At 70.8% G+C, this 27000-nt stretch carries 23 protein-coding genes; 11 read left to right on the top strand and 12 right to left on the bottom strand.

Going from position 1 to position 27000, the window contains the following annotated elements:
• Positions 1-155 precede the first annotated feature (155 nt).
• From J7E89_RS33140 to J7E89_RS33110, 7 genes are all read left to right on the top strand, one after another.
• Entirely contained in the window at positions 156-1679 is a 1524-nt protein-coding gene (locus J7E89_RS33140) for a peptidoglycan DD-metalloendopeptidase family protein (protein WP_214978870.1), read from the top strand.
• A 17-nt stretch (positions 1680-1696) separates the two neighbouring features.
• The gene (locus J7E89_RS33135) at positions 1697-3727 is read left to right on the top strand and encodes a family 43 glycosylhydrolase (protein ID WP_214978868.1); all 2031 of its coding nucleotides are present in this window, start codon (positions 1697-1699) and stop codon (positions 3725-3727) included.
• Positions 3728-3974: 247 nt separating this feature from the next.
• Positions 3975-4784, top strand: a complete 810-nt coding sequence (locus tag J7E89_RS33130) for an FHA domain-containing protein (RefSeq protein WP_214978878.1) — start codon at positions 3975-3977, stop codon at positions 4782-4784.
• Complete coding sequence (locus J7E89_RS33125) at positions 4781-6199, top strand: serine/threonine-protein kinase (RefSeq protein WP_214978866.1); 1419 nt, start codon at positions 4781-4783, stop codon at positions 6197-6199. The genes J7E89_RS33130 and J7E89_RS33125 overlap by 4 nt, the downstream gene beginning before the upstream one ends.
• 30 nt (positions 6200-6229) lie before the next feature.
• On the top strand, positions 6230-6811 hold the full coding sequence (locus J7E89_RS42505) for a DDE-type integrase/transposase/recombinase (RefSeq protein ID WP_214978876.1): 582 nt from the start codon (positions 6230-6232) through the stop codon (positions 6809-6811).
• Positions 6812-6841: 30 nt separating this feature from the next.
• Positions 6842-7027, top strand: a complete 186-nt coding sequence (locus tag J7E89_RS33115) for a hypothetical protein (RefSeq protein WP_214978864.1) — start codon at positions 6842-6844, stop codon at positions 7025-7027.
• Entirely contained in the window at positions 7024-7272 is a 249-nt protein-coding gene (locus J7E89_RS33110; protein ID WP_214978861.1) for a hypothetical protein, read from the top strand. Before J7E89_RS33115 ends, J7E89_RS33110 begins: the two co-directional genes overlap by 4 nt.
• Before the next feature lie 665 nt (positions 7273-7937).
• Here the strand turns inward: J7E89_RS33110 and J7E89_RS33105 are convergent.
• From J7E89_RS33105 to J7E89_RS33085, 5 genes are all read right to left on the bottom strand, one after another.
• On the bottom strand, positions 7938-9290 hold the full coding sequence (locus tag J7E89_RS33105; RefSeq protein WP_251061420.1) for a hypothetical protein: 1353 nt from the start codon (positions 9288-9290) through the stop codon (positions 7938-7940).
• A gap of 264 nt (positions 9291-9554) precedes the next feature.
• Positions 9555-10139: a pyridoxamine 5'-phosphate oxidase family protein gene (locus J7E89_RS33100; protein WP_214978859.1), complete on the bottom strand. Its 585-nt coding sequence runs from the start codon at positions 10137-10139 to the stop codon at positions 9555-9557.
• Between the two features lie 35 nt (positions 10140-10174).
• Positions 10175-11359, bottom strand: a complete 1185-nt coding sequence (locus J7E89_RS33095; protein ID WP_214978857.1) for a globin domain-containing protein — start codon at positions 11357-11359, stop codon at positions 10175-10177.
• Positions 11360-11579: 220 nt separating this feature from the next.
• Positions 11580-13124 carry an MFS transporter gene (locus J7E89_RS33090; protein ID WP_214978855.1) on the bottom strand — a complete coding sequence of 515 codons (1545 nt, stop codon included), beginning with the start codon at positions 13122-13124 and terminating at the stop codon, positions 11580-11582.
• Positions 13125-13235: 111 nt separating this feature from the next.
• Positions 13236-13835 carry a GNAT family N-acetyltransferase gene (locus tag J7E89_RS33085; protein WP_214978853.1) on the bottom strand — a complete coding sequence of 200 codons (600 nt, stop codon included), beginning with the start codon at positions 13833-13835 and terminating at the stop codon, positions 13236-13238.
• A gap of 96 nt (positions 13836-13931) precedes the next feature.
• Here J7E89_RS33085 and J7E89_RS33080 point away from each other — a divergent pair, with 96 nt between their 5' ends.
• The gene (locus J7E89_RS33080) at positions 13932-15194 is read left to right on the top strand and encodes a DUF2993 domain-containing protein (protein WP_214978851.1); all 1263 of its coding nucleotides are present in this window, start codon (positions 13932-13934) and stop codon (positions 15192-15194) included.
• A gap of 21 nt (positions 15195-15215) precedes the next feature.
• On the opposite strand, the gene J7E89_RS33075 is transcribed toward J7E89_RS33080, so the two are convergent.
• Genes J7E89_RS33075 through J7E89_RS33065 form a run of 3 tightly spaced genes read right to left on the bottom strand, consistent with a single transcriptional unit; the run spans position 15216 to position 17654 of the window.
• Positions 15216-16061: an alpha/beta fold hydrolase gene (locus J7E89_RS33075; RefSeq protein WP_214978848.1), complete on the bottom strand. Its 846-nt coding sequence runs from the start codon at positions 16059-16061 to the stop codon at positions 15216-15218.
• Positions 16062-16113: 52 nt separating this feature from the next.
• The gene (locus J7E89_RS33070; RefSeq protein WP_214978846.1) at positions 16114-16548 is read right to left on the bottom strand and encodes a RidA family protein; all 435 of its coding nucleotides are present in this window, start codon (positions 16546-16548) and stop codon (positions 16114-16116) included.
• Positions 16545-17654, bottom strand: a complete 1110-nt coding sequence (locus J7E89_RS33065; protein WP_214978844.1) for an acyl-CoA dehydrogenase family protein — start codon at positions 17652-17654, stop codon at positions 16545-16547. Before J7E89_RS33065 ends, J7E89_RS33070 begins: the two co-directional genes overlap by 4 nt.
• 110 nt (positions 17655-17764) lie before the next feature.
• On the opposite strand from J7E89_RS33065, the gene J7E89_RS33060 reads away from it, so the two are divergent.
• From J7E89_RS33060 to J7E89_RS33050, 3 genes are read left to right on the top strand one after another with little or no spacing between them, the layout of a single operon-like run.
• Complete coding sequence (locus tag J7E89_RS33060; RefSeq protein WP_214978842.1) at positions 17765-19381, top strand: AMP-binding protein; 1617 nt, start codon at positions 17765-17767, stop codon at positions 19379-19381.
• A gap of 4 nt (positions 19382-19385) precedes the next feature.
• Positions 19386-20216: a PaaX family transcriptional regulator C-terminal domain-containing protein gene (locus J7E89_RS33055; protein WP_214978840.1), complete on the top strand. Its 831-nt coding sequence runs from the start codon at positions 19386-19388 to the stop codon at positions 20214-20216.
• 21 nt (positions 20217-20237) lie between these two features.
• Positions 20238-21086, top strand: a complete 849-nt coding sequence (locus tag J7E89_RS33050) for a GNAT family N-acetyltransferase (protein ID WP_214978838.1) — start codon at positions 20238-20240, stop codon at positions 21084-21086.
• A 137-nt stretch (positions 21087-21223) separates the two neighbouring features.
• Here the strand turns inward: J7E89_RS33050 and J7E89_RS33045 are convergent, their stop codons facing one another.
• The 4 genes from J7E89_RS33045 to J7E89_RS33030 all read right to left on the bottom strand — a co-directional run bounded on the left by J7E89_RS33045 (position 21224) and on the right by J7E89_RS33030 (position 26787).
• Positions 21224-23533, bottom strand: coding sequence for a bifunctional salicylyl-CoA 5-hydroxylase/oxidoreductase (locus J7E89_RS33045; RefSeq protein ID WP_214978872.1), 2310 nt, complete (start codon positions 23531-23533; stop codon positions 21224-21226).
• Positions 23534-23535: 2 nt separating this feature from the next.
• On the bottom strand, positions 23536-24363 hold the full coding sequence (locus tag J7E89_RS33040; protein WP_214978836.1) for an enoyl-CoA hydratase family protein: 828 nt from the start codon (positions 24361-24363) through the stop codon (positions 23536-23538).
• A 92-nt stretch (positions 24364-24455) separates the two neighbouring features.
• Positions 24456-25472: an ornithine carbamoyltransferase gene (gene argF, locus J7E89_RS33035; RefSeq protein WP_214978834.1), complete on the bottom strand. Its 1017-nt coding sequence runs from the start codon at positions 25470-25472 to the stop codon at positions 24456-24458.
• An 82-nt stretch (positions 25473-25554) separates the two neighbouring features.
• Positions 25555-26787: an arginine deiminase gene (locus J7E89_RS33030; protein ID WP_214978831.1), complete on the bottom strand. Its 1233-nt coding sequence runs from the start codon at positions 26785-26787 to the stop codon at positions 25555-25557.
• Between the last annotated feature and the right edge of the window lie 213 nt (positions 26788-27000).

The raw sequence follows: 27000 nt of genomic DNA, 5'->3' as shown, positions 1-27000 counted from the left end.
TTCACGAGCCTTCTAGCCGACGTGCTCCCGTCTGTCAGTCCGTAACCTTCCGGGGTCTTTCGGGCCCCCGCCGTTGCTAGCTTCCGTACCGCCCGTCCGCATGGCCCCAACCGCCCATCCCACTCACCCCGAGACTGCCAAGGGGAGGAGGACTCGTGCTTCCAGGGCTTTCCCGACGCGCACTGACCTGGGTTCTCGCGTCGACAGCCGCCATGCTGCTGCCGACGCTGCTGCCCGCGACTCCGGCCGCGGCCGCCCGGACCGCCGCCGTCGCCGCCACCGCGGCCTGCCCGGCCACCGGTTTCGTGTCCCAGCACTTCCACAGCGGCCACAACGGCGTCGACATCGCCAACGCCGTCGGGACGCCGATCTACGCCGTGGGCGACGGCGAGGTGACCATCTCCGGGTACATCGGCGACTACGGCCAGTGGATCCGGGTCCTGCACCCCGACGGGAGGATCTCCGAGTACGGGCACATGGTCCGGCGGGACGTCTCCGTAGGCGACCGCGTCGTGGCCGGCCAGCAGATCGCCCTGATGGGCGCCGAGGGGAACTCCACCGGACCCCACCTCCATCTGCGGATCTGGGGAGACCGGTCCACCTCCTACGGTATCGACCCCGAGGTCTACCTCGCGGAGCGCGGCGTGGTGCTGCCCTGCACCCCGGGCAGCGGTCCGCGGCCCCAACCGCTGGTGTATCCGGCGGAGTCGGGCCGGGTCGTGTCGGCGCGGTCGGCGGACGGGCGCCTGGAGGTGTTCGCCGCCGCAGCCGATGGCATCCACCACGCCTGGCAGCAGGAGGTCAACGGGAACTGGTCGGAGTGGGAATCGCTCGGCGGGCCCGGCAACGCCGAACTCGCCCTCGCGCCGAACGCCGACGGCCGCCTGGAACTGCTCGCCATCAACGGGAACACCTTCCAGCACCGCTGGCAATCGAGCCCGTCCGGCGGCTGGTCGGGATGGGATTCCTTCGGCGGTGGCGGCCGGGACACCGCGGCCGGTGTCAACGCCGACGGCCGCATCGAGGTCTACGCGTCAGGCCCGGCCGGGCTTTTCCACCGGTATCAAGTCGCCCCGAACGGCGGCTGGTCGGAATGGGAGTCCGCGGGCGGCGGCCCCGCCGACAGCCGGGTGGAGATGGGGAAGACACCCGACGGACGCCTGGAGGTCTTCGCTCTCAACGGCACCACCTTTCAGCACCGGTACCAGAGCGCCCCCAATGGCGGCTGGTCCTCGTGGGCCGGATTCGGCGAAGGCGGCCAGGATCTGACGGTCGACCACAACGCCGACGGCCGCCTGGAGGTCTTCGCCTCCGGCCCGGTCGGCGTCTTCCACAAGTACCAGACCGGCCCCTCCAGTTGGTCCGAGTGGGAACCCATGGGCGGCCCCGCCGACTCACAGCTCACCAGCGAACGCACCCCCGACGGCCGCGTCGAAGTCTTCGCCATGAACGGCACCACCGCCATGCACATCTGGCAGACCGCCGTGAACGCCCCCTACAGCGACTGGGCGCCCTTCGGTACCGGCGGCACCGAGGTCACCGCCGCCAGCAACGCCGACGGCCGCATCGAGGTCTTCGGTACCAGCCACGCCGGTACCTTCCACAAATGGCAGACCGGCTTCGCCACCTGGTCCGGCTGGATCTGGCTCAACAACTCCGCCGGCCCCGCCGTCGACTGACCCCTCTGAAGGAACTCATGCTTCCGATCAGCAGACGGAGCCTGCTGCGCCGTGCGGCCGGCGCCGGCGCCCTCCCGTTCCTGGGCGCCGGCCCGGCCGTCGCCGCGACCTCCCAGGACGCCCCGCCCCCTCACCGGGTCGGCGCGGGACCCTTCACGTACGTCTACGACCCGTCCACCTCCGCAGGCCCGCGCTATCTCAACGATCACACGCTGATCGAGGCTCAGGGCCGCTGGCACCTGTTCGGCATTGTCGGGAACAGCGCGCCGCGCGGCGAATCCCCGGACAGCGCGGCGGAGATCTCCTTCGCCCACGCCTCCGCGCCGAGCCCGCACGGGCCGTGGACCAGCCACCCCGACGCGCTCACCGTCGACCCGTCCTATTTCGGTGAGGAACACCTGTGGGCACCCCACGTCGTCGAGGCAGGCGGCAGGTTCTGGATGTTCTACGCCGCGGGCGGCGCGAGTGGTGCGGCGGTCAACCTCGCCACGTCGAACGACCTGTTCACCTGGACCCGCGAACCGTCCGGCCCGCTGTTCCGGGGACTCGCGGCGCGTGACCCGATGGTGCTGCGGGCCGGCGGCGAGTGGGTCATGTACTACACCGAACTCTCCGGCCGGGGCGGCCACCATGTCGTGGCCTACCGGCGTTCCACCGATCTGCTGCACTGGAGCGAGCCGGGCGTCGCGTTCACCGACGCGAGCACGGAAGCGACCGTCTCGGTCACCGAGTCGCCTTGCGTCGTCGAACGAGACGGCTGGTACTACCTGTTCATCGGTCCGCGCAACGGCTACGAGGGCACCGACGTCCTCGCGTCGCGGGACCCGTTCCGTTTCGAGCTCGCCGGATACGCGGGGCATGTGCCCGGTCACGCCGTCGAGGTGGTCCGCGACGGGGAGAACTGGTACGCAAGCGCCGCGGGCTGGTTCCGGAACGGGCTGTACGTGGCGCCCCTGTCATGGCGGGACGCACCACCGCCGTGGCAGAGCCCCGACAACCCGGTGGCCGGCCTCGACGTGGACGGCCGCCTGACGGTGTTCGCACTCGACGCCACCGACCGCGCGATGCTGCGGCGCGTCCAGCTCGACCCGCACACGGACAGCTGGTCGCAGTGGGAGCCCTTCGGAGGACCTGCCGGTGCGGTTCCCACGCTCGGCCGCACCACCGACGGCAGGCTCGAGGTGTTCTCGCTCGCCCCGGGCGGCGCCAACCTGCACCACCGGGTGCAGCGGCCGGACGGCGGCTGGCACGACTGGGAGGAGTTCGGCGGCCCGGCCGGTGCCGCCCCCGCCGTCGCCCGCGACGCCTACGGCCGGCTGGAGGTCTTCGCCCTGAGCCCCGGCGGTGTCTCCGTCGCGCGGCGACGGCAGGGGTCGGCCGGGTCCCGGGCCTGGGACCCGTGGGAGCCCGGATTCGGCGGGGCGGCGGGCGCGCCACCGGTTGTCGCGGCGAACACCGACGGCCGGTTGGAGGTGTTCGCCCTCGCCCCCGGCGGCTCGGGCATCGACCACCGTTGGCAGGAAGCGCCCGGCGGCCCCTGGACCGCTTCCTGGCGCCGGTTCGGCACCGCGGCCGGCGCCGCGCCTCGGGTGGCCAGGGACAGCAGCGGCCGGCTCACCGTCGCCGCGATCGGACCGTCGGGCGTGGGGACCTTCGTCCGGCGGCAGGCCGTGCCGAGCGGCGGCTGGGGCGAGTGGCTGCCGCTGTTCGGCTGGAGCGCCGCAGCACCGGCGTTCGCCGTGAACGCCGACGGCCGGCTGGAGGCGTTCTCCCTGACGCCCGGCGGCGCCCGGCTCGGCCACCGCTGGCAGGTCGCTCCCGGCGGGGACGCGCACCCCGGCGGGGAGTTCGGCGAGCCCGGCGTCCGGCTCGCCGCCACGCCCACGGCGGCGCTCGACGCCGCCGGGCGGCTGCACGTCTTCGCCGTCACCGTCGCGGGCCGGATGCGGACCCGCGTCCAGGCCCGGCCGAACGGCGGGTGGCAGCCGTGGACGGCCTTCGGAGATCGCATGGTCACGCCCCTCGTGTCGGGCAGCCCCGCTCTCTGAGCGGAGCGTACGGATCTCGCCATGTACACGGGACTTCGGTGCTTCGTTCGCGCCGCCACTCCCCCCTGACCCGCACTCCTGCCCTCCCCGTGCGGTGACTTTCCCCACTGTGCGCGGTCTGGAACGAGGCATCCACGGCCCCGGGCAGCCGGTTCCGGCGATGTGGCCGAAGTATGCCGGTGAACTCCCCTGAAAGATGAGTATCGTTCCGCTGGTCGAACAAGCGACGCGGGGAACGGGGGGAGCGGTGAGCGGCGTAGTCGTCCATCTGCCGCAGGGAAGCGGTGGCGCCGACGGCGGCGAACCGCACGGTGACGCGGTGACGTTACGGCTGGGTCCCGGCGAGGTCGCCCGCTTCGGACGGGGCTCCGCGGCGATCCCCGTCGAGCTGCGCCTCGACGACCCGGCGATCTCCCGGCTCGCCGGGGAGATTCGTGTGACCGACGACCACTGGCAGCTGACGAACCACAGCACCACCCACAGCTATCTCGTGGAGAACCCGGAGGGAGCGGGGGAATACCTGAGGGTTCCGCCGCGACGGGTCGGTGCGTCGATCCCGTTCGAGTTCTCACGCGTCGTGTTGCCCACACGCGGTGACGTCACGATCTCCTTCCAGGTGTTTGCTCCCGACCACGTCTATATGGACCCGGATGCCATGGGTGTCCCCTGGGGGAACAGCACGGTCACCGCGTACTCCCTGGACGAGACGGCCACGTACTTCCTCGTCCTGGTCGCGCTCTGCGAACCGCGCCTGCGCGACCAGTCGCGTGTGGCGGTCCCCACCACTCCCCAGATCGTCGAACGGCTCAGGGCGCACGTCACCTGTGGCGCGCTGACCGCGCGGGCGGTCAGCTCGCACATCGACTACCTCGCCGAGGAGAAGCTGCGCATCGGCGTCCCGGACACCCACGAGCCCGGCAAGGGCGACCGCCGCAACGGCAAGCGGGAGGAGATCGTCGGGCTGGCACTGCGTTTCGGGCTCGTACGGGAGGAGCACCTCGCGCTGTTGCCGCCCCTGGCAGGGGCCGGCTGGCGGGAGCGGCAGGCCGCACGGTGAGACCGCCGCACGGCCTGGGGGGCGCCACGGAATGCGACCGGGCGGACCTGCTCCCACCCGGCTATCAGGTCGGAAAATGGGTGCTCACCCAACTGATCGGTTCCGGGGGCTGGTCCACGGTGTACGCGGCGCGACCGGCCGACGGGCACCCGGACCGAAACGGCAAGGCCGCCACGCCTCCGGGCCCCACCGACGTCGCACTCAAGATCATGCCGACCGCCGGGCTCGCGCCGCGCCAGGCGCGCAGGATCGTGGAATCCGCCCGCCGCGAGGTCGAACTCGGGCGCAGGGCCGGGCATCCCCGGCTGATCGGCCTCCTGAAGTCGTTCGTTCTCTCCGCACCCGACCGCCCCTGCCTGGACGGCGCGATCGTGCTGGTCATGGAACGGGCCGCCGGCAGTCTGCGGGAACTGGTCGACGCGGGGGTGCCCGAGGCCGATCGCGGCCGGCTGATCGCGGGCGTCTGCGAGGGACTCGCCCATCTCCACCGGTCGGGCTGGGTCCACGCGGATCTCAAGCCGGAGAACGTCCTGTTGGGCAGGGACCGCTCCGTGAAGCTCTCGGACTTCGGCCTCGCCACCGAGCTGACGGGGACACACGGGTACGCGCCTCCCATGGGCACCCTGGACTATTTCCCGCCCGAGCGCTGGAGGGCGCCCCTCGGCGAACTCGGCGTGCGGGTCCGGCCGACTGCGGACATCTGGGCGCTGGGCATCGTCATCCACGAGGTGTTCGCGTCCGGCGGCTCACCGTTCGCCGGGGCCACACCCGTGGCGCGGGGCGCCGCGGTCCAGGAGTACGGCGAGGGGCGTGCGCCGCTGCGCATGGACCACACCGTGCCGCCGTTCTGGCGCGCGCTGGCCGCCGACTGCCTCGCCCCGACCCACGAGGCCCGCGCCCCCCACACCGCCGAGAGCCTGCTCGCCCGTATCGCCGCCCACCAGGAGACACTCGAGGCGGGGGCGGGACGGCCGGGCGGCCGGGCCCGCGCCGCCGTCCTGGCCACCGCGCTGTGCGGGATCGTCGGCGCGACCCTGTGCTCAGACGCGGTACGGGCGACCTCGGCCGCGCCGCCCGGCCGTGCGGGCGCCACGACGCCCGGCACGATCCGGGTGTACAACGCGGAGCGGGGCTGCCGGGAGCAGGCCGACCGGGACCCGCGGTGCAGCTTGGGTCTGGCGATCGATCCCGTGCAGCCCTACACCGCGGAGAACGTCGTACCGACCAGGGTGTGGCACGGCGACGTTCTCACCGCCGACTGCCAGGTGCCCGACGGGGAGCCCATCATCGACGAGGAGGACCGGCGGTCCACCCGCTGGTTCCGCGTCCGCCTCCCGGCCGGCTCCAAGCCCCCCACGGCCTGGCTCCCCGCCGTACGCACCAAGGAACGCCCGGCGCTGCCGGAGTGCCTCTAGTGTTCCGACGACCACACGCACGCTCGTACGATCGTCGATCCGGCCGCCGAGCGGGCCCCGGACCTTCTCGACCGCGACTTTGTCGCCAGCGCCCCCAACCGCTGCTGGGCTGCCGACTTCACGCATGTCGCCACCTGGAACGGGGGCGTCTACGTCGCCTTCGTCGTGGACACCTTCTCCCGTCGCATCGTCGGCTGGTCCGCCTCCACCTCCAAGGAGACCAGGCTCGTCCTGGACGCCCTGGAGATGGCGCTGTGGCAGCGCGATTGGGACAAATTCCCGCACACACAAGGCGAGTTGATACATCACTCGGACTCGGGGTCAAGCAGTACACATCATTCGCGCTGGCCGAGCACCCGGACCGGGCAGGGATCGCGGCATCGATCGGCTCGGTCGGCGACGCCTACGACTGTGAGGATGGGGTCACCGCCGCCAGGGTGGCCTGACTGGTGTTACGACCCTTCGGGTGTCCTTACTGTAGATCTGTCGGTCACTCCGTCGGCGGGCTTGATGCGAGCCGTCGGCCGTGTGGGCAGTGACCGAATAGGAGCCTTCCGCCTCAGGCACTCGTCACAGTCCTGTCCTCCCGCCCGGCCGACGGCCTCGCGCTGACCGCCGTCCCGGGAAGGGGATCCGACAGCCGTGACCAGCATCCTGCAGGCCGAATCGATCGGCGAGCAACTCACCCAATGGGCGGTCTCGTTCGGCCAGGTCCTCGGTTTCGGCGTGGAGGAGACCGGCTCCTACGGCGCCGGACTCGCCTCCCACCTGCGTCGCCACGGACACAAAATAGTCGAGGTCAACCGTCCGGACCGCCGAGTGCCTTGAAGAGGTTCCGGATCTCCTTCGACCTGCCCACGGCGAAGGGCGCGAAAGCCGTAGCCTCCGGCGTCAGTGTCATCACCCAGGACAGCAAGGCGTATATGGAATCCGAGAAGGACCAGTTCCTCGCCGCCGGCACGTCCCGGCCGATCGCTGTGCAGATCACCGTGCCGGGTGACCCTGCTCACCTGCCCCGGGAGCACCCCCTCGACGGCCTCAAGGCCACGCGCCTCCCCGGCAGCTCAGCTTGAAGTCCCTCGAAAGTCATCCGATCTGCTGAGACCCACCACATCCAAGGGCACGTGACGCGGCCGTGCTCCACGCTTCGAGATGCCGAGCAACGAAGAGTGACAGAACGGCCGCTGAGCCTGATTTCTCCCGATGTCCCCTCCGTCGAGCCCTGGAACGACCTATTGAGAGCCGCCACGGGCGGACCGCCCTCGCAGCCGACGTGAACAATTGGGCGCACCCCGACGCACCCACCATCTGCCGGGCCGGTCCTCTCGGTAGCCATCGCTCGATCACCCGGCAATCGCACCTGCCAACAGAATCGTGCCTCTGCGCCCCACTCCCCATCCGAGCGTCACCCGAGCGGCAAGAAGTACGAACAGCCTCCGACACCAGTGCCCGGGTGACAGTCGCCGCCCTCTGAAACCGCAGGTCAGCAACTTGGGACGGTGAGGCTGTTCGCTCGACCCGCTTCGCGGAGGAAACCAGGTCGAACGAACCACCCGGGCCACAAAACCGCAGGTCAGGCCCCCTTCTCCGCGGGCTCGAGAATTGCCACGCACTCCACGTGCGAGGTCATCGGAAACACATGCACCGATTGCCGCATCAGCCAACTGGTGCCAGTGATCAACAGGAAAACCACCTGTTGCTCTCCATTGCCCAGACGCAGTCGATGCTCGCCCCGGTGTCACCGTCCAGCCCGTCGTTCGGACCCATAAGGACTCCATCCGTGCAGATAGGGCTTCAGCTCCTCTGGCGTCGGATCACGTGGAGTCGGCATCTCCCGGGGCTGGCCCAATGGGTCGATCGCCCGCGCGTAGCCACGTGCCCACTCCAGCCAGCGTCGGGGCGCAGCCGGATCTGACTCTTCCGGAGCGCTGCCCAGCTCGGCGAGACGACGTTCCAGGGCGTCGCAGTACTCGCCCAGTGCAGCCGCCTCCCGCCAGCGCCTGGCCTCTTCGCGAAGCTGCTTGGCCTTCTCCATGGCCGCCTGCCAGCGGATCTCACGTTCTGCCTTGGCCTGCTCCTCGCTCACCCTGTGCTTGGCATCCTCCAGCGCTCGCGTCTCGATCTCCCCGAGGATCACGCCTAGGGTGTCCTCCAGTGTCCCGCGTTTCCGATCGCGCCAGCGGCCCCGGCGGCTGGTCCGGCCGTGGTCAAGCTCTACGACGAGGCGTGCGGCGCGTTCCAGATTCGTGGACTGGGGGAACTCCTGCTTGATGGTGACGGTGTAGGGGAAGCCGTCGACGACCACGTCCACTCCGCCCTCGCGCCGTGAGTAATGCGACCGGCCTTCCCTCACCTCGTACCCGCGCCGCACCGCCTCGGCGGCCAGCGCCTGCAGAATCAGCAGTGACCGGCGGCGGAGCATGGGAGGAATCACCAGCCGCTCTTCGTCGTCCCTGAGCGCAGCCACGGCTGGATGGAGGGGGCTCAGTCGCTTGGGAACCGGGACGGTCGACGCGTCGGCTTTCGGCTTCTGGCTCCGCGAGTTGGGATGCGGGCCCTCCGCGAGGAACATCTCCACCCCGTGTGCGCCGAAGCGGACCTTCTCGATGCGCTTGCCCTGCGGTTCCAGGCCGTGCCGCTTCGCGTAGTCAACGACCCGACGCCATTCCGCGACCTCGTCGTCATCGGGCTCGGCAAGACGGACACGCCTCTCGGCGACCAGCCGCTCGACCAGCTCCCTCGCCTTCGCGCGTCGCGCGCGAGCGACGGGCCGTTCGCTGTAAGGCGTCGGACTGCGTGTTCGGCCCGTGGATCCGCGCCGCCTGCTGTCCGTCGCCGGGGCTGAAGTCCCGGCGGACACCGCCTGGACACCGCCGTCTGTAAACGCCGGGTCGTCGGGATGATGACCGTGCCGAAGGTAGAATCGGCCGGCCTCGGTGACCTCCGCGTGCACCTCCCTGCCACGGCGCCCGACCCTCAGAAGTCCTCGGTCGCGCAGGGCATACGCCGACCGCCAGTCACCCGGCGTCCAGGTCGTGGGATCTCCACCGTTCGCGAGCCGTACGAGAAGCGCGCGTTGCCGTTCGTTCAAGGCTGACCATCGATGCACGAACAGCAGCCCACACCGCGCCGCCACAGCCTGTATAGAACCGAAAGAGTGGCTGCGGGCCGTGGGAGTGCCCTGGGACTTTTCTGGGACTTCCGGCTGCATCAACGGGCATGAGCGTGAAACAGCCGAAAGGACATTCACGCAGTTCAGCGACCCGTAGCCGCCTATCACGGCAGGTCACGGCGTTCGCTGGTCTCTTCCGCGACATCTGACGCGGGCGCGGGCGCAGGAGCGGAAGCGGGGCGGCTATCGGTCCGTGAGGAGGCTGTCGGCCGGGGCGGTGGTGAAGTAGTCCGCGTCCTTGGGGCGTTTCAGAGCGGCGCCCTGGGGGCGGCGGGCCGGTTCCAGGTGGGGTATGTGCTTGGAGCAGTGGATGTACGCCTCGACAACGGTGATGTGGACCCAGAGTTCGGGTTGCCGTCCCGGCGCTGTGTCCACCGGTATCAGCGGGTTGGCCTGGTTGGCGGCGCGGAATTCCTGGTCGCCGAGCAGCCGGGCCGATCCGTTGATGTGCAGTCCGATGTGGTCTTGGGCGAAGTCCATGAACAGCAGCCCTATGTGAGGGTTTTCCACCATGTTGCCGGCGCTCGCCATGACGCCGTTCCCGCGGTACTCGGGGTAGGCGAGGGTGTGGGCGTCCAGAACGGTGACGAATCCCGGCGGGCCCGCCCGGAAGCTGGAGTCGCAGTGGCCACGGGCATCCGCTGTGGCAAGGAAGACCATCGACTGACGGCTGATGAAGTCCCGCATCACCGTGGTGAGACCGGGATGGACCTGTCGGTCGTAGAAGGCGTCGGCGCGCTCCGAGGTGCCGAGGTGGTCTTGCAGCATGCGTTCCCCGCGGGAGGGGGCGTCGTCGTGGCTGTTCACAGGTATTCGCTCTCCGGCTCGGTTCGGGCAGGTACCAGGGACGTGTTCAGAACAGGGTCACTCAGCGGGTCGTGGTGAATTCTGGCCATCGGCACTCCGTCCTGTCTCAGGATCCGGGCGGCCGCCTCGACCATGCCGGGGGGCCCGCAGAGGAACGCTTCGTGCTGGCTCCAGGGTCCGAACTCCCGCAGCACCTGCGGCAGTGTGCCTTGCCTGCCGGGTATGTGCTGGTGAGAGACAGCGGCTCGTACGGTGAGCCAGTGCTGGCGCTGAGCCATGCGCAGCATGTCGTCCAGACCATAGAGCTCTTCCGCGGTGCGGGCTCCCACAAAGAGGTCGACGTAACGGCGCATATCACTGTGGGCCGCTTCCTCCAGGAGCGCGCGGATCGGTGCGAGGCCGGTCCCGCCCGCGACACACACCAGGTCGCGGTCCTCCGCGGCGGCCAGCGTCATGTCGCCCTGCGGCGGTCCCAGCGTGACGACGTCACCGACGGCCGCACGGTGGACGAGCGCACTGCTCACGCGGCCACCGGGCACGGCACGGATGTGGAAGGTGAGCGTGGCGTCGTGCCGGGGCGCGTTGGCCGGCGAGTAATGGCGCCAGGCCTTGCGCTGCCAGGGCGTCAGCATGGAAACGTACTGGCCCGCCAGGTACGGATAGGGAAGCTCCGGCTGGACGGTGATTTCGGCGATGCCGTGGCCGCGGTGTTCATGACGGACGATCTGCGCCGCCCAGGTGGCGGGGTGCGAGCGGGCGTCGTCGGCGGCGGCGGCAATCATGACCTGCGCCGCGGTGGTGTAGGCGCGGGTCCACGCGGCCTCGACCTCGGCGGTCCATGCGGTGTCGGCGTAGCGGGCAAGGGCGGCCAGCAGGCATTCGCCGACTGCGGGGTAGTGAGCCTCCAGAGCTCCGAACTTCCGGTGGTCGCGTCCCAGGAGTGTGCAGAAGCGCACGAGGTTGTCCGGATCGTCGACCAGGTCGACTATGCGCAGCAACCCGCGCAGCAGCCTGTCCCGCTGCCCGTCCATATTGTCCGGGAAGAGCCCTCTTACCTGCGGGTAACGTGCAAAGAGGATGGTGTAGAAGTACACCGTCAGGTCGGCGGCGTGTGGCTCGACTATCGCCAGACCGGCGCGTACGAGCGAGATTTCGCGGTCGGTCAGTGGCGTGAGCGCCATCCCGGGGGCTGAACGTGCAGGCAAGACTTTGTCGCAATCGCAGGGGCCCCGGCGTTGTCGTGCGCGGGGGCAGGAGGTGGCACTCCTTGTGCGAGTGCATCGAGACGGACGACGGTGATGTGGAGGGTACCGTTCCGCGGCCGGATCCGTCCCCGGAGGCCCTGTCGGCCGTTTCAGGGGCGGGGCCCAGGGGCCGGGTCGGGTCTCAGTGGCCGGGAGCTCAGGGGCCTGGGGTGAATCCGCCCTGGAGGCGTTCCAGGTCGGACGGGCGTACCTGGATGGCGATCAGCGCCACGATCGCGGCCAGGACGGCGAGCACCGCTGCGACGATGAACGCCGCGGAGACACCTGAGGTGAGCACCTCGTCCGCCCACGGCGGGGGCAGTTGGCTGGTCTGCTCGAATCTCGCACGTTCCGCGGGGTTTGCCTGCGACAGGAAACGCGGGATCTGGTCGTCCGCCTCATGGCGGCTGGCCGTACCGAAGACCGTGACCAGGATGGACAGCCCCAGCGAGCCGCCCACCTGCTGTGTGACGTTGAGCAGGCCGGAAGCGGCGCCCGACTCGTGCGCGGGCACGTCGGAGACCGCCATCAGCGTCAGCGAGACGAAGTTCATGCCCATGCCGAGGCTGAAGACGAGCATCGGGCCGAGGATGCTGCCCAGATACGTCGAGTGGACTTCCGTCAGGGTCAGCCAGGACAGTCCCGCCGCGGCCAGGATCGAGCCCGTCACCATGAACGGCTTCGGGCCGTACTTGGGCAGGAGCTGTGAGGCCATTCCCGCCCCCACCGCGATGACCGCGCTGACCGGCAGGAAGGCCAGACCGGCCTCCAGCGGGCTGAAGTCCATCACGTTCTGGACGAACAGCGTGAGGAAGAAGAACATGCCGAACATCGCGGCAGCGAGGGCGAGCATGATGCCGTACGTGCCCGCCCGGTTGCGGTCGGCGAACATGTGCAACGGCGTGATCGGCTGCCTGGAGCGACGCTCCACCAGGAAGAAGAGGGCGAGCAGTACCACCGCGGCGCCGAACGACGCCAGCGTGAGGCCGTCGCTCCAGCCGTCCTGTGCCGCGCGGATGAAGCCGTAGACCAGGCACACCATCCCGAGAGTGGAGGTCAGGGCTCCGGTGACGTCGAAGTTGCCGGGATGACGCTCGGACTCCTTGATCACGCGGGGCGTGGCGAAGGCGATGAGCAGCCCGATCGGTACGTTGACGAACAGCACCCAGCGCCAGTCGAGCCATTCGACGAGCATGCCGCCGGCCAGCAGGCCGATCGCGCCGCCGCCCGCGGAGACCGCGGCGAAGACACCGAACGCGCGGTTGCGGGCCGGGCCTTCGGTGAAAGTGGTGGCGATCAGGGCGAGCGCGGTCGGCGACGCGATGGCGCCGCCGACGCCCTGGAGGGCGCGCGCGGCGAGGAGTTGGCCCGCGTTCTGCGCGAGGCCGCCGAGCAGGGAGGCGAGGACGAACAGCAGGACGCCGAAGATGAAGACCCGGCGGCGGCCGAGGATGTCACCGGCGCGGCCGCCTAGGAGCAGCAGTCCGCCGAAGGTCAGCGTGTAGGCATTGACCACCCACGAAAGGCTCGTGGTGGAGAATTCGAGATCGCTCTGGATGTGGGGCAGAGCGATGTTCACGATGGTGATGTCGAGGACCACCATCAGCTGGCACGAGGCGATGACCAGCAGGGCCAGGCCGTTCTTACCGCCCGCGCCCCGGTCGGCTGTCGTTTGCGCTGGTGTCGGTCGTGGAGTCGTCATGAGGTGGCCCTCACGAGAGGGTCAGTAGTGGGCGGTTTCGCCCACCATTCGACCGTAAGCCAGGGGCTTGCGACCCACCACTCGATCAGCCCACTCCCCCCCGGCGCCCCCTCAGCGGCGCAGAAGGCGGGTGGTCAGCGCTTCACGCGCGGTCGGCCACTCGTCTCGCAGCATCGAGTACACGACGGTGTCGCGCACGGTCCCGTCCGGCCTGGTCCGGTGGCTGCGCAGTACACCCTCGTGCCGCGCGCCGAGGCGCTCGATGGCCCGCTGCGAGCGCTCGTTGCGGTGGTCGGTGTGCCAGGTGACGCGCCGCGCACCGAGGTCGTCGAAGGCCCGGCCCAGGAGCAGCAGCTTGGCCTCGGTGTTGATGCCGGTGCGCTGGTAGCGGGCGCCGAGCCAGGTCGAGCCGATGGCGATGCCCCGGTCGGCCGGCGTTATCTCGTAGTACGAGGTGGAGCCCGCCACTTCGCCGGTGGCGACGTCGATCTGCGCGAGCGCGATGCTGTCGCCCTCCTCCTGCTTCGCCAGCAGCCCCTCGACAATCTTCCGCATCCCGGCGACGTCGGCGGGCTGCCTCTTGGACAGCCACGTCCAGACCGCGGGGTCCTTGAGCGCCTCGAAGAGACCCTCGGCATGATCGGCGGTCAGCGGCTCCAGGCGCACATAACGGCCGGTCAGGGTGGGGCGTTCGAACCAGGCACTGCTCATCGGGAGTCCTCATTCCCGGCCATATACATGGCCAAATCTGGAGGTAACGCTCGTCGCGCTTGCGTTCGAGGGCGGTTCACATGGTGGGATGAGCCGATGCGACCCCCCACACGCATAGCCTCACATCCGCCCAATCCCTACGACGAACTGGCCCTGCTCGCCCCACCGGAGCCGGATTTCGCTGAATACCCGCAGCCCGTCGCCAAGGACGACCCGCTCGGTCTCGGCCTCCGTTTCGACGTTGCCGACGACGCTGACGATGACGCTGACGACGACTGGAAGCCGCCCAACCACCGCGGCAGGAGCCGGCTGGCCGCCGTTCCCGTCGTACTGAAGCTCGCCGTGACCGGCCTCGTCTGCGTCTGCCTCCTGCTGGCCTGCGACCGCTTCGCCGTGCTGTACGCGCAGGACAAGGCCGAGGAGAAGCTCCAGCAGTCGCTGGGGCTCGCGGCCGCGCCCGAGGTCGAGATCCACGGCTTCCCCTTCCTCACCCAGGTCGCCGGCCAGCGGCTCGACGAGGTCGACGTCACCGTTCCCGACGTGGCAGCCGACCGGGTCTCGCTCGCCGAAGTGCGGGCCACCGCCAAGGACATACGCGTCGTCGGCAGCCTCCCGACATCGATCCAGGGCGCCGTCATCGGCAGCGTGGACGGCGACGTGCTGCTGTCTTTCGACGATCTGGGCCGGGAGCTCGGCGCCTCCCAGGCGAAGTTCACCAAGGACGGCGACAGCGGGGTGCGGGTGGCGGGCTCTCTGCCCGCCGCCGGCTACGAAGTCCGGGTACGGGCCCAGGCGCACGTACGCCGCGACGGCGACCGGGCGGTGTCCACCACCGTCGACCACATGCGGCTCGACATCCCGGGTCTCGTGACCTACCGGCCGGGCAAGGACCGCGCGCACTCCGGTCTGAGGCTGCACCCGGCGGCCGCCGCCCGGATCAGCCGCGAAGGCGCGCACATCAAGGCGCTGCTGTCCGTTCCGGCGGTGGTCCACCGGCTCGGCGTACCCAAGGAATGGGTCGAGCGAGCACTGCGCAGCGAGAAGGAGCTGCACGAACTCACTGGTTCGCCGCGCTTCGTACAGCAGTTGATGAAGCTCAACCTCGTCGATGTCGTCATGGACCACCCGTGGCTGCTGGAGAAGGCCGGCATCGACCCGAAGCTGATCGGCGCGCTGCTGAGCCTGCGCCCGCCGGAGCTGTCCGAACGGCTTTCCCTGTCCTTCCGGCTGCCCAGGACGCCGGGCGAGCTCCGGCTGCGCGGCATCAGCGTGGAACGCGAGGGCATCAGGGCCGACCTGGCCGGTACGGGGCTGACCTTCGGCCGGCTCACGAGCGAGAACACGAGCGAGAAGAAGTAGCGCCGCGGGCCCTGCGGAACTTCACCGCGTTTCGGCGATGAAGTCCCGCAGGGCCGCGGACAGTACCTCGGGCTGGTCCTCCGCGATCAGCGTGCAGCTGTCCTCGATCTCCACGAGCCGCCCCTGCGGCAGTACGTCGGCCAGCCTGCGCCCGTGGGCGCGCGGCATCATCCGGTCCTCCGTCGCCCACACCACGAGCGCCGGCTTGTCGAACTTCCCCAGCCCGTCCACCGCTTCGAGCAGCTCCGTCTTGCGTACGCCCAGGTTGTAGCGGCGGAAGTCGGCTCGGATGGCCGGGTCGGTCAGCAGCGGCTTCAGCCAGCCGTCGAGGATCTCGTCGGGTACGGGCCGCTTGGTGAGCGCACCGAGGCCGATGGGCAGGCGCCGCAGCGGGCGCAGGGCGAGCGTACGGGCGAGGAGGGTGATGCCTCCGGGTACCTTGCAGGCCAGCGAGATCATCTTGCCGGGTACGCCGGGCGGGTAGTTGTCGAAGGCCTCGCACGAGGTGAGGACGAGCCTGCCGAGGCGTTCGGGGTGCTTGGCGGCGACGCTCTGGGCGCGGCCGCAGTCGTTCTCGACGAGCGTGACGTCGCTCAGATCCAGACGCTCCAGGAATTCGGCGATCAGCTCCACCACGGAGTCGGGGTTCAGCGGCATGTCCGGCCGCATCGGCGTGCGGTGCGAGCCGTACGGAAGCGTCGGGACCACGCAGCGGTGATCGGTCCGCAGATTCGCGACGACCTTGCGCCACACGGTGGCGTCGTGGACCAGCCCGTGCAGCAGTACGACGACGGGGCCGGGGCCGTGGCTCGGCTTCCCGGTGTCCTCGTACTCGACGGTTCCCGCTGTGAGTTCGATCTCTGGCATGGACTCCCCCTGCTCCAGTAACCGGATCCGCTCACCCTGTCACGCCGGGTGCTCAGGGCAGTACGGCGACCCCGTCGAGCTCGACCATTGCCTGCTCGTCCCAGAGGCGGACCGCGCCGATCACGGCCATCGCGGGGTAGTCGCGGCCGGCCAGCCGGCTCCAGATGCGGCCCAGTTCGGGAGCGTGGGCGCGGTAGTCGGCGACATCGGTGGCGTAGACGGTGACGCGGGCCAGATCGCCGACGGCGCCCCCGGCGGCGTGCAGCGCCGTGAGGAGGTTGCTGAGCGCCTTCTCGAACTGGGCTGGGAGCGTATCGCCGACCACCTTGCCCTCCGTGTCCAGTGACGTCTGCCCCGCCAGGAAGACCAGCCGGGACCCGGTGGCGGTGACCGCGTGCGAGAAACCGGTGGGCGGGGAGAGCTCGGCCGGGTTGACGCGTTGCAGGTGGTGCGGGCGGTGCGGAAGGTGCGGGCTGTGCAGGGTCATCGGTACAACTCCTTCGCGATGATCGTGCGCTGGACCTCGGTCGCGCCTTCGTAGATACGGGGCGCGCGCACCTCTCGGTAGAGGTGTTCGAGGAGGTGGCCGCGCTGGAGGGCGCGGGCGCCGTGCAGCTGGACCGCGGCGTCGACGACGTACTGCGCGGTCTCGGTGGCGAAGAGTTTGGCCATCGCGGCGCGCCGCGGGACGCCGGGTGCGCCCGCATCGTAGGCACAGGCCGCGGCGTACACGAGCAGGCGCGCTGCCTCCGTGCGGGTCGCCATCTCGGCGACCTGGTGGGCGACCGACTGGAGGTCCTTGAGCGGGCCGCCGAAGGCGGAGCGGCTCGCGGTGTGCGCTACGGCCGCGTCGAGGGCGGCCTGCGCCATGCCGACGGCGAAGGCGCCGACGCTGGGGCGGAAGAGGTTGAGTGTGTCCATGGCGACGCCGAAGCCGCGGTCGACCTCGCCGATCACATCGGCGCGGGTGACGGGTACGCCGTCGAAGGCCAGCGCCCCGATGGGGTGCGGCGAGAGCATGTCGAGGGGGGTCCCGGTGAGGCCGGGGCGTCCGGCCGGGACCAGGAACGCGGTGATGCCGCGGGCCCCCGCACCCTCGGTGGTCAGGGCGAACACGGTGTAGAAGTCGGCCTCGGGCGCGTTGGAAATCCAGCACTTCTCACCGGAGAGGCGCCATCCGTCACCCTCCGGTACGGTCTGGAGCGAGAGCGCCGCGGCGTCCGATCCCGCGCCCGGCTCACTGAGCGCGAAGGCGGCGACCGCACGCCCCGCGATCACTTCGGGCAGCCAGCGCGCCCGTTGTTCGTCCGTGCCCGCCCTGGCCACAGGACTGGCTCCGAGCCCTTGCAGGGCGAGGGCGGTCTCGGCCTCGGTGCAGGCGCGGGCAAGGGATTCACGCATCAGGCAGAGGTCGAGCGCTCCCGACTCGAACAGGCGTTTCAGCAGGCCGTGTTCCCCGAGGGCGGCGACCAACGGGCGGTTCACTTTGCCCTGTTCCCCCTTCTCGGCGAGAGGGCGCAGATGGTCGGCAGCGAGAGCGCGCAGTCGCTCGCACCACTCCAGTTGCTGAGGTTCCAGCGCGAATCCCGTCATGTCCTCGCACCTCGCTCTCTTCGCGGCTCTTGTCGCGGGCCCTATCGCGAACCGTTGACTGTCGTCACCCAAACGATACGCTCAAGGGGCGACAAGGGGGCGATCCCGTCATGGAGCTGAAGACCTCAGCGCACATCGATACCTTTCCCCGCGAACAGCTTCCGCCCGCTCATCAGTGGCCGCAGCTGCTCCTCGACCGTCCTGAGCTGCGCTATCCCGACCGGCTCAACTGCGGGGCGGAGCTGTTGGACCGTACGGTCGAACGCCTCGGCCCGGACCGACCGGTCTTCCGCACCGCCGCCGGCGAGGTCTGGACGTACGGCGAACTGCTCGGCCGCGCCGACCGCATCGCGCACGTCCTCACCACCGACCTCGGCATCGTGCCCGGCAACCGGGTGCTGCTGCGCGGACCCACCACACCGTGGCTGGCGGCCTGCTGGCTCGCGGTGATGAAAGCGGGCGCGGTGGCGGTGACGGTGCTGGCGCAGCAGCGGGCGTCCGAGCTGGCGACGATGTGCGAGATCGCGCGGGTCAGCCACGCCCTGTGCGACGTACGGGCCGTCGACGACCTGGTGAAGGCCGAGGTGCCGGGGCTGCGCGTCACGGCGTACGGCGGCGACGCGCCCGACGATCTGCTGCGGGCGGCGGCCGGCAAGCCGTCGCGGTACGCCGCCGTGGAGACGTCCGCCGACGATGTCGCGCTGATCGCCTTCACCTCCGGGACGACGGGGCGCCCCAAGGGCTGCATGCACTTCCACCGCGATGTGCTGGCGGTCGCCGACACCTTCTCGCGGCATGTGCTGAAGCCTGAGCCCGACGACGTGTTCACCGGCAGTCCGCCGCTCGGCTTCACGTTCGGCCTCGGCGGTCTGGTGATCTTCCCGATGCGGGTGGGCGCGTCGGCGCTGCTGCTCGAACAGGCGGGACCCAAGCAGCTGCTGCCGGCGCTCGCCGAGCACCGGGTGTCGGTGCTGTTCACCGCTCCGACGGCGTACCGGGCCATGCTCGACGGCCTCGACGGGTACGACCTGAGCGCCCTGCGCCGCTGTGTTTCGGCGGGTGAGAACCTGCCCGCAGCGACGTGGCAGGCCTGGTACGAACGCACCGGGCTCCGCATCATCAACGGCATCGGCGCGACCGAGCTGCTGCACATCTTCGTCTCGGCGGCGGACGAGGCGGTCAGGCCGGGTACGACGGGGGTGCCCGTGCCGGGCTGGGAGGCTCGGGTGGTCGACAGCTCCGGCGTTCCCCTGCCGGACGGCGAGCCGGGGCTGCTGGCCGTGCGCGGTCCTGTGGGCTGCCGGTACCTCGCGGACGACCGGCAGACCCAGTACGCGCGGGACGGCTGGAACCTCACCGGCGACACCTACGTCCGCGAGCCCGACGGCTACTTCCGCTACGTCGCCCGTGCGGACGACATGATCATATCGGCCGGGTACAACATCGCGGGCCCCGAGGTCGAGGACGCGCTGCTGCGCCATCCGGATGTGGTGGAGGCGGCGGTCGTGGGCCGGACCGACGAGCTGCGCGGCCAGGTGGTCGTGGCGTACACCGTCCTGCGGGAGGGAGTCGTGCGCGGCGAAGCGACCGTGGCGCTGCTGCGCGACTTCGTGAAGGCCGAGCTGGCGCCGTACAAGTGTCCGCGCGACATCGTCTTCCTGGACGCCCTTCCCCGTACGCCGACCGGAAAGCTCCAGCGCTTCCGCCTGCGGACGGCCGTAGAGTGATCACGTGGCCGAGCAGCACACCCCCCGTTCCCTGATCGTCTCCCTCTACGGCGCGTACGGACGCACCCCGGGGGGAGGCGGGGAGCCCATGCCGGTGGCCGAGCTCATCCGGTTGCTGGCCGCCGTCGGAGTCGACGCGCCGTCGGTGCGCTCGTCGGTGTCCCGGCTCAAGCGGCGCGGGCTGCTCGTCGCCGCCCGTACTCCCGACGGCGCCGCCGGATACGCGCTGTCCGACGACGCCCACCAGCTCCTCGACGACGGCGACCGCCGCATCTACGAGCACCCCGCGCCGCAGCTGTCGGAGGGCTGGGTGCTGGCGGTCTTCTCGGTCCCCGAGTCCGAGCGCGCCAAGCGTCACGTGCTGCGCTCCCGCCTCGCCCGCCTCGGCTTCGGGTCGGCGGCGCCGGGGGTGTGGATCGCGCCCGCGCGGCTGTACGAGGAGACGCGCCACACGCTGGAGCGCCTGCAGCTCGCGCCGTACGTCGATCTGTTCCGCGCGGAGCACCTCGGTTTCGCGGCGACGGAGGAGGCGGCTGCGCGCTGGTGGGACCTGACGGGTATCGCCAAACAGCACGAGCAGTTCCTGGATCTGCACGAACCGGTGCTGCGGGCGTGGGTGGCGCGGGGCGAGGAGGCACCGGACCCGGAGCAGGCCTACCGGGACTATCTGCTGGCGCTCGACTCCTGGCGCCGTCTTCCGTACGCCGATCCCGGCCTGCCGGCCGAGCTGCTGCCGGCGGACTGGCCGGGGGTGCGCTCGGCGGAGGTGTTCGCGGGGCTGCACGCGCGGCTGCGGGATGCGGGGGCGGAGTTCGTACGCGGCGACAGCGGCTGAACTTTCCGGCCGCTGGGCACCATGTGGCATGACCATGCGGACCTTACCGAAGACCTCGACGAGTACCTGGCCGCCGCGGGCGGCGCCGTCGCCGCCCGGCCCGTGGAGAACACACTGCTGCTGACCGTCGCCGAGACGCTGCGCCGGCGCGGCAGCGATGCGTACGGCGAAGGCGCCCCCCGGTACGGCTGGTGGCGCGGCGCGGACGGCGCCGTGGCCGGGGCGCTGCTGTGGACGCCGCCGCACGCGGTGCTGGTGGGGGCCCTGCCGGCGGAGGCGGTGGCGCCGCCGGCACAGGCGTGCATGACGCTCGGCCGTCCGGCGGTGAGCGCGGAGCGGGGTACGGCGCGGGCGCTGGCGGCCCAGTGGCGGCGTACCGGCGCGGAGGTCACCACCGTGCTGGAGCAGCGGCTGTACCGGCTGGCGGAGCTGACTCCGCCGTGCCCCGCGCCGGCCGGGCGCGCGCGGGTGGCGACGGCCGGCGACCGGGGGCTGCTGGTGGAGTGGGTCGACGCCTTCCGCCGGGAGGTCGGCCAACCCGGGCCGGGCGCCGGCCGGGCGGTCGACGACCGCATCGCCTACGGCGGCCTGACCCTGTGGGAGCACGACGGCGTCCCCGTGTCGATGGCTGGCGTCTCCCGGCCCGCGGCGGGCACGGTGCGCGTCGCGCCGGTCTATACGCCGCCCCAGTGCCGGGGGCGGGGGTACGCGACGGCGGTCACGGCGGCGGTGAGCGGGGCGGCGCGGGGCGCGGGGGCGGATGAGGTGCTCCTGTTCACGGACCTCGCGAACCCGACGAGCAACGGCGTGTACCGGCGCATCGGGTACCGGGCGGTGGGGGACCGGGTGGAGATCGCGGTGGGGTGCTAGTCGCCTGCGGCGGGCTTTCCCCTACCCGCCCCTTCCCGAACTGGGGCTCCGCAGGGGCCCCGCTCTATGGAGCCCCTCCGGCGATTGAGGAGCGGGGTCTGGGGCGGAGCCCCAGTTCGCCCCCCGCAGGGCCCGCCCTACGTGAGCGTCAGCCTCGGCTTCGGCGCGTCCGTGCGCCCCGCCGGCGGGGTGCGACTGCCTGCCCGGTACGGCAACGGCCACGGCGCGCCCGGGCCCGTGTAGCCCTGTTCGGCCGCCGCGTGGATCGTCCAGTGCGGGTCGTAGAGGTGCGGCCTGGCCAGCGCGCACAGGTCGGCGCGTCCCGCCAGCAGCAGCGAATTCACGTCGTCCCAGGACGAGATAGCGCCGACCGCGACGACCGGCACGCCCACCGCGTTGCGGATGCGGTCGGCGTACGGCGTCTGGTACGAGCGCCCGTACTCAGGCTCTTCGTCCGCGACGACCTGCCCGGTCGAGACGTCGATCGCGTCGGCCCCGTGCGCGGCGAACGCGCGGGCGATCTCCACCGCGTCCTCCGCCGACGTACCGCCCTGCGCCCAGTCCGTGGCGGAGATACGGACCGTCATCGGCCGCTCGTCCGGCCAGACGCCGCGAACCGCGTCGAAGACCTCCAGGGGGAAGGCGAGGCGGCCGGCCAGGGAACCGCCGTAGGCGTCCGTCCGTTGGTTGGTGAGAGGGGAGAGGAAGCCGGAGAGCAAGTAGCCGTGCGCGCAGTGCAGTTCGAGGAGGTCGAAGCCGGAGTCGGCCGCGCGCCTCGCCGCCGATACGAACTGTTCGCGGATGCCGGTGAGTCCGTCCCGGTCGAGCTCGCGCGGGATCTGGTTGACGCCCGCGCGGTACGGCAGCGGGGAGGCGGCCGCGACGGGCCAGTTGCCGTCGTCGAGTGGCTGGTCGATGCCCTCCCACATCAGCCGCGTCGAGCCTTTGCGGCCCGAGTGGCCGAGCTGGACGCCGATGGCCGTGCCGGGCGACTGCTCGTGCACGAAGTCGGTGATCCGGCGCCAGGCGGCGGCCTGTTCCGGGGTGTAGAGGCCGGTACAGCCGGGCGTGATGCGCCCCTCCGGGCTGACGCACACCATCTCGGTCATGACCAGGCCCGCTCCCCCGAGGGCCCGCGCGCCCAGGTGGACGAGGTGGAAGTCGCCGGGGACACCGTCGGCCGCCGAGTACATGTCCATGGGTGATACGACGACCCGGTTGCGCAGGGTCAGACCGCGCAGTCGGAACGGGGTGAACATCGGGGGTGTGCCGGTCGGGCAGCCGAAGTCGTCCTCGACGGCGCCGGTGAAGGCCGCGTCGCGCAGCCGCAGGTTGTCGTGGGTGACGCGGCGGCTGCGGGTGAGCAGGTTGAAGGCGAACTGCCGTGGTGGCTGGTCGACATACGTCCCGAGCTCCTCGAACCAGCGCAGGCTGGCGGCCGCCGCGCGCTGCGTGGACGCGACGACGGGTCGGCGCTCGCTCTCGTACGCCGCCAGGGCGGCCGGCAGGTCGGGCTGTTCCTCGACGCACGCGCCCAGCGCCAGGGCGTCCTCGACGGCAAGCTTGGTTCCCGAGCCGATGGAGAAGTGGGCGGTGTGGGCGGCGTCGCCGAGCAGGACCGTATTGCCGTAGCTCCAGCGGTCGTTGACGACGGTACGGAAGGCGATCCAGGACGAAGGGGGCTTGGGGGTCATCCCCCCGGAAGACACAGCCTGGCCGCGCAGGGAGCGGCCGCCGAGCGCGTCGGCGAAGACCTTGGCGCAGTACGCGGTGGATTCGGCCTCGTCGCAGCGGTCGAGACCGGCGGCCCGCCAGACCTCCTCGCGCATCTCGACGATGACGGTCGACGCGTTCTTCGCGTAGGGGTAGCCGTGCAGCTGCATGACGCCGTGCTCGGTCTCGGCGATCTCGAAACGGAACGCGTCGAAGGCGAAGTCGGCGGCGAGCCAGATGTAGCGGCAGCGGTGGGAGGTGACGCGGGGGCCGAACACATCGGCGTACGACTGACGGGTGAGGCTGTGCACGCCGTCCGCGGCGATCACCAGGTCGTACGCCGCCGACAGCTCGGCGGCGGGCGGCGCCTCCTCGCGGACACGCAGGCCGACGCCGAGCGAGCGGCACCGCTCGTGCAGGATCTCCAGGAGCCGGCGGCGGCCGAGGGCCGCGAAGCCGTGGCCGCCGGAGGTCAGGGTCCGTCCGCGGTGGACGATGTCGATGTCGTCCCACCGTACGAACTCCTCCTGGAGCGCGCGGTAGACGACCGGGTCGGCGTGCTGGATGCCGCCGAGGGTCTCGTCGGAGAGAACGACACCGAAGCCGAAGGTGTCGTCGGGGGCGCCCCGCTCCCAGACGGTGATCTCGCGCGCCGGGTCAAGCCGTTTGAGGAGGGCGGCGGCGTAGAGCCCACCGGGCCCGCCGCCGATGACCGCGACACGCAGCACCGGCATCGCTATCGCCCCCGCCACTTCGGGGGCCGCTTCTCGGTGAAGGCCGCGTGGAATTCGGCGTAGTCGTCGCCGTTCATCAGCAGCGCCTGCGTGGCGGCGTCCAGTTCGACGGCGGCGGCGAGCGGCATGTCCAGCTCGGCGGTGAGCAGCGCCTTCGTCTGCGCGTACGCCAGGGCCGGGCCGTCGGCGAGGCGCCGGGCCAGCTCGGCGGCGCAGGTGTCCGCCTGCCCCTCCTCCGTCATTTCGCTGATCAGGCCGATCCGCTCCGCCTCGGGGGCGCGCACCGGATCACCGAGCATCAGCAGCCGGGTGGCGTGCCCGAGCCCGACGACGCGCGGCAGCAGATACGCCGCGCCCATGTCGCCGCCCGAGAGGCCGACCTTGGTGAAGAGGAAGGCGAAACGCGCGGAGGGGTCGGCGATCCGGAAATCGGCGGCGAGGGCGAGGACGGCGCCCGCGCCGGCCGCCACCCCGTGGACTGCGGCGATCACCGGGAAGGGGCATTCGCGCAGCGCCCGTACGACCTGCCCGGTCATCCGGTTGAAGTCGAGGAGCTGGGCGGTGTCCATGGCGAGCGTGGCGCCGATGATCTCGTCGACGTCGCCGCCCGAACAGAAGCCGCGCCCCTCGCCGCCGAGAACCAGGGCGCGCACAGCGCGCTCGCGGGCCAGCTCGGCGAGGAGGTCACGCAGGTCGGCGTACGCGCCGAAGGTCAGCGCGTTGAGTTTCTCCGGCCGGGCCAGGGTGACGGTGGCGACGCCGTCCTCGATGGTCAGCCGCAGGTGGTGCCAGTGCTCGGTGCGCGGTGCTGAGCTGGGAAAGGGGCTCATGGGGGCGGGGCCTCCTTAGCCGTGCGGCTGGTGCCTGCCCCTCGAAGGTATCACCCATGTGTGACTGTCGTCATGAATACGCGATACGACCCCTATGCGGCGCCCTCCGTGCCTGCCATGGTCGCGACGAGCACGGCCTTGATCGTGTGCATGCGGTTCTCGGCCTCGTCGAAGACGACCGAGTGGGGCGATTCGAAGACCTCGTCGGTGACCTCGAGCTCGGTGAGGCCGTACTGCTCGTGGATCTCACGGCCGACCTTGGTGCCGAGGTCGTGGAAGGCCGGCAGGCAGTGCAGGAACTTCGCGTCCGCGTTCCCGGTGGCGCGCAGGACGTCCATGGTCACGGCGTACGGAGCGAGGGCGTCGATCCGCTCGGCCCAGACCTCCTTGGGCTCCCCCATCGACACCCAGACGTCGGTGGCGACGAAATCCGCCCCCAGGACGCCCTCGGCCACGTCCTCGGTGAGGGTGATGCGGGCGCCGCTCACCTCGGCGGCCTTGCGGGCCTGCGCGACGATCTCCCCGGCCGGCCAGTAGGCCTGGGGCGCGACGATGCGTACGTCCATACCGAGCAGGGCGCCGGTGACGAGGTAGGAGTTGCCCATGTTGAAGCTGGCGTCACCGAGGTAGGCGAAGGCGATCCGCTCCAGGGGCTTGGCGCAGTGCTCGGTCATCGTGAGTACGTCGGCGAGCATCTGGGTGGGGTGCCAGTCGTTGGTGAGCCCGTTGAAGACGGGGACGCCGGCGTGCGCCGCCAGCTCTTCGACGGCGGCCTGGCTGTCGCCCCGGTACTCGATGCCGTCGAACATCCGGCCCAGCACGCGCGCCGTGTCCTTCACCGACTCCTTGTGCCCCATCTGGGAGCCCGAGGGGTCGAGGTACGTCGTCGACGCGCCCTGGTCGGCGGCGGCGACCTCGAACGCGCAACGGGTGCGGGTGGAGGTCTTCTCGAAGATCAGCGCGATGTTCTTGCCACGCAACCGCGGCACCTCGGCGCCGGCCTTCTTGGCCGCCTTGAGCTCGGCCGCCAGGTCGATCAGGCCGCGGAACTCCTCGGCGGTGAAGTCGAGCTCCTTGAGGAGGTGGCGGCCTGCGAGGTCTGTCGCCATGGTGGCTGCTCCTGGGTCGGTCGTCGGTCGTGGGTCGTCGCGCATGCGGGCCCGATGGAAGTATATACAGACGAGCGCATCACTATACGGCGTCGCGTTCGACCGGGCAGCTCATGCACCGGGGGCCTCCCCGTCCCCGGCCCAGTTCGTTGCCTTTGATCTCGATGACCTCGATGCCTTCCTTGCGCAGGTGGGTGTTGGTGGTGACGTTGCGCTCGTAGGCCACGACCACGCCCGGCTCGACCGCCAGCACATTGCAGCCGTCGTCCCACTGCTCGCGCTGGGCCGCGTGTACGTCCTGGGTGGGGGTCAGGACCCGGATGCCGTCCAGGCCGAGCGCGGCGGCGATGGCGCGGTGCATGTGCTCGGGCGGGTGGTCGGTGACCTTCAACGCGCGCTCGCCGACGCCCGGTTCGATGGTGTACGAGCGGAGCATGCCGAGTCCGGCGTACTGGGTGAAGGTGTCGCCGTCGACCATCGTCATCACCGTGTCGAGGTGCATGAACGCCCGGTGCTTGGGCATGTCGAGCGCCACGATGGTGGAGGCCGAACCCGCCTCGAACAGCCCACGGGCGAGCATTTCTACCGCCTGGGGGGTGGTGCGCTCGCTCATCCCGATGAGGACGGCGCCGTTTCCGAGGACCAGGACGTCGCCGCCCTCGATGGTGGAGGGGTAGTCGGGCTGCCCCTCGGACCAGTGGTGGAAGGGGCCGGCTTCCGGGCCCGTGAAGAGCGGGTGGTGCTTGTAGATCGCCTCGAAGTGAACGGTCTCGCGCTGCCGGGCCGGCCAGCGCATCGCGTTGATGGACACTCCGTCGTAGATCCAGGCCGAGGTGTCCCGCGTGAAGAGGTGGTTCGGCAACGGCCCGATCAGGAAGTCGTCCAGGTCCATGACGTGGAAGCGGACCGAGGTCGGCTCGGCGTGGCCCGCCAGGAACTCCCGCTTGGTCATGCCCCCGACGAGCGCCTCGACCAGATCGGCCACCGGCAGCTCGTCGAAGGCGTCGCGCAGGTGGCCGGTGGCGAGGGGCCCGTACTCCTTCTCGTTGAAGACCCGGTCCAGGACGAGGTTCTTGGCCGCCGGGATCTCCAGCGACTCGCGCAGCAGGTCACCGAAGAGGTGTACCTGGACGCCGCGGTCGCGCAGAACGTCGGCGAAACCGTCGTGCTCCTGACGGGCGCGGCGCACCCACAGCACGTCGTCGAAGAGCAGCGCGTCCCTGTTGCCGGGGGTGAGGCGCTTGAGCTCCAGATCCGGTCGGTGGAGGATGACGCGGCGCAGCCGCCCGGTCTCGGAATCGACATGGAATCCCATGGCTCCATCCTGGACGAGCGAGGCCGCACACGCGTCCGTACGGCGAATTGCTTTCGCTCAGAGCAGCTTCACCGCGATGAGAATGCGCAGGATCACGACGAGCGCGGCGAGAAAGGCGACGACCGCGAAGAACAGGCGGCGGTCGTCCTCGACGAAGGGCTGCGGCGGGCGCTGTGTGGGGGTGGTAGGAGCGCTGGGGGTGGTGGCGGGGGC

Source organism: Streptomyces sp. ISL-100 (assembly GCF_018614615.1).
Classification (GTDB): Bacteria; Actinomycetota; Actinomycetes; order Streptomycetales; family Streptomycetaceae; genus Streptomyces.
This window is presented reverse-complemented; position numbering and strand designations above follow the sequence as displayed.

Coding starts and splice junctions, on each gene's coding strand:
- J7E89_RS33070 (WP_214978846.1), bottom strand. CDS start 16,548: ATGACCCTGCACAGCCCGCACCTTCCGCACCGCCCGCACCACCTGCAA.
- J7E89_RS33050 (WP_214978838.1), top strand. CDS start 20,238: ATGTGGCATGACCATGCGGACCTTACCGAAGACCTCGACGAGTACCTG.
- J7E89_RS33100 (WP_214978859.1), bottom strand. CDS start 10,139: ATGCTGCAAGACCACCTCGGCACCTCGGAGCGCGCCGACGCCTTCTAC.
- J7E89_RS33045 (WP_214978872.1), bottom strand. CDS start 23,533: ATGCCGGTGCTGCGTGTCGCGGTCATCGGCGGCGGGCCCGGTGGGCTC.
- J7E89_RS33095 (WP_214978857.1), bottom strand. CDS start 11,359: ATGGCGCTCACGCCACTGACCGACCGCGAAATCTCGCTCGTACGCGCC.
- J7E89_RS33080 (WP_214978851.1), top strand. CDS start 13,932: ATGCGACCCCCCACACGCATAGCCTCACATCCGCCCAATCCCTACGAC.
- J7E89_RS33040 (WP_214978836.1), bottom strand. CDS start 24,363: ATGAGCCCCTTTCCCAGCTCAGCACCGCGCACCGAGCACTGGCACCAC.
- J7E89_RS33030 (WP_214978831.1), bottom strand. CDS start 26,787: ATGGGATTCCATGTCGATTCCGAGACCGGGCGGCTGCGCCGCGTCATC.
- J7E89_RS33135 (WP_214978868.1), top strand. CDS start 1,697: ATGCTTCCGATCAGCAGACGGAGCCTGCTGCGCCGTGCGGCCGGCGCC.
- J7E89_RS33075 (WP_214978848.1), bottom strand. CDS start 16,061: ATGCCAGAGATCGAACTCACAGCGGGAACCGTCGAGTACGAGGACACC.
- J7E89_RS33085 (WP_214978853.1), bottom strand. CDS start 13,835: ATGAGCAGTGCCTGGTTCGAACGCCCCACCCTGACCGGCCGTTATGTG.
- argF (WP_214978834.1), bottom strand. CDS start 25,472: ATGGCGACAGACCTCGCAGGCCGCCACCTCCTCAAGGAGCTCGACTTC.
- J7E89_RS33065 (WP_214978844.1), bottom strand. CDS start 17,654: ATGACGGGATTCGCGCTGGAACCTCAGCAACTGGAGTGGTGCGAGCGA.
- J7E89_RS33090 (WP_214978855.1), bottom strand. CDS start 13,124: ATGACGACTCCACGACCGACACCAGCGCAAACGACAGCCGACCGGGGC.
- J7E89_RS33060 (WP_214978842.1), top strand. CDS start 17,765: ATGGAGCTGAAGACCTCAGCGCACATCGATACCTTTCCCCGCGAACAG.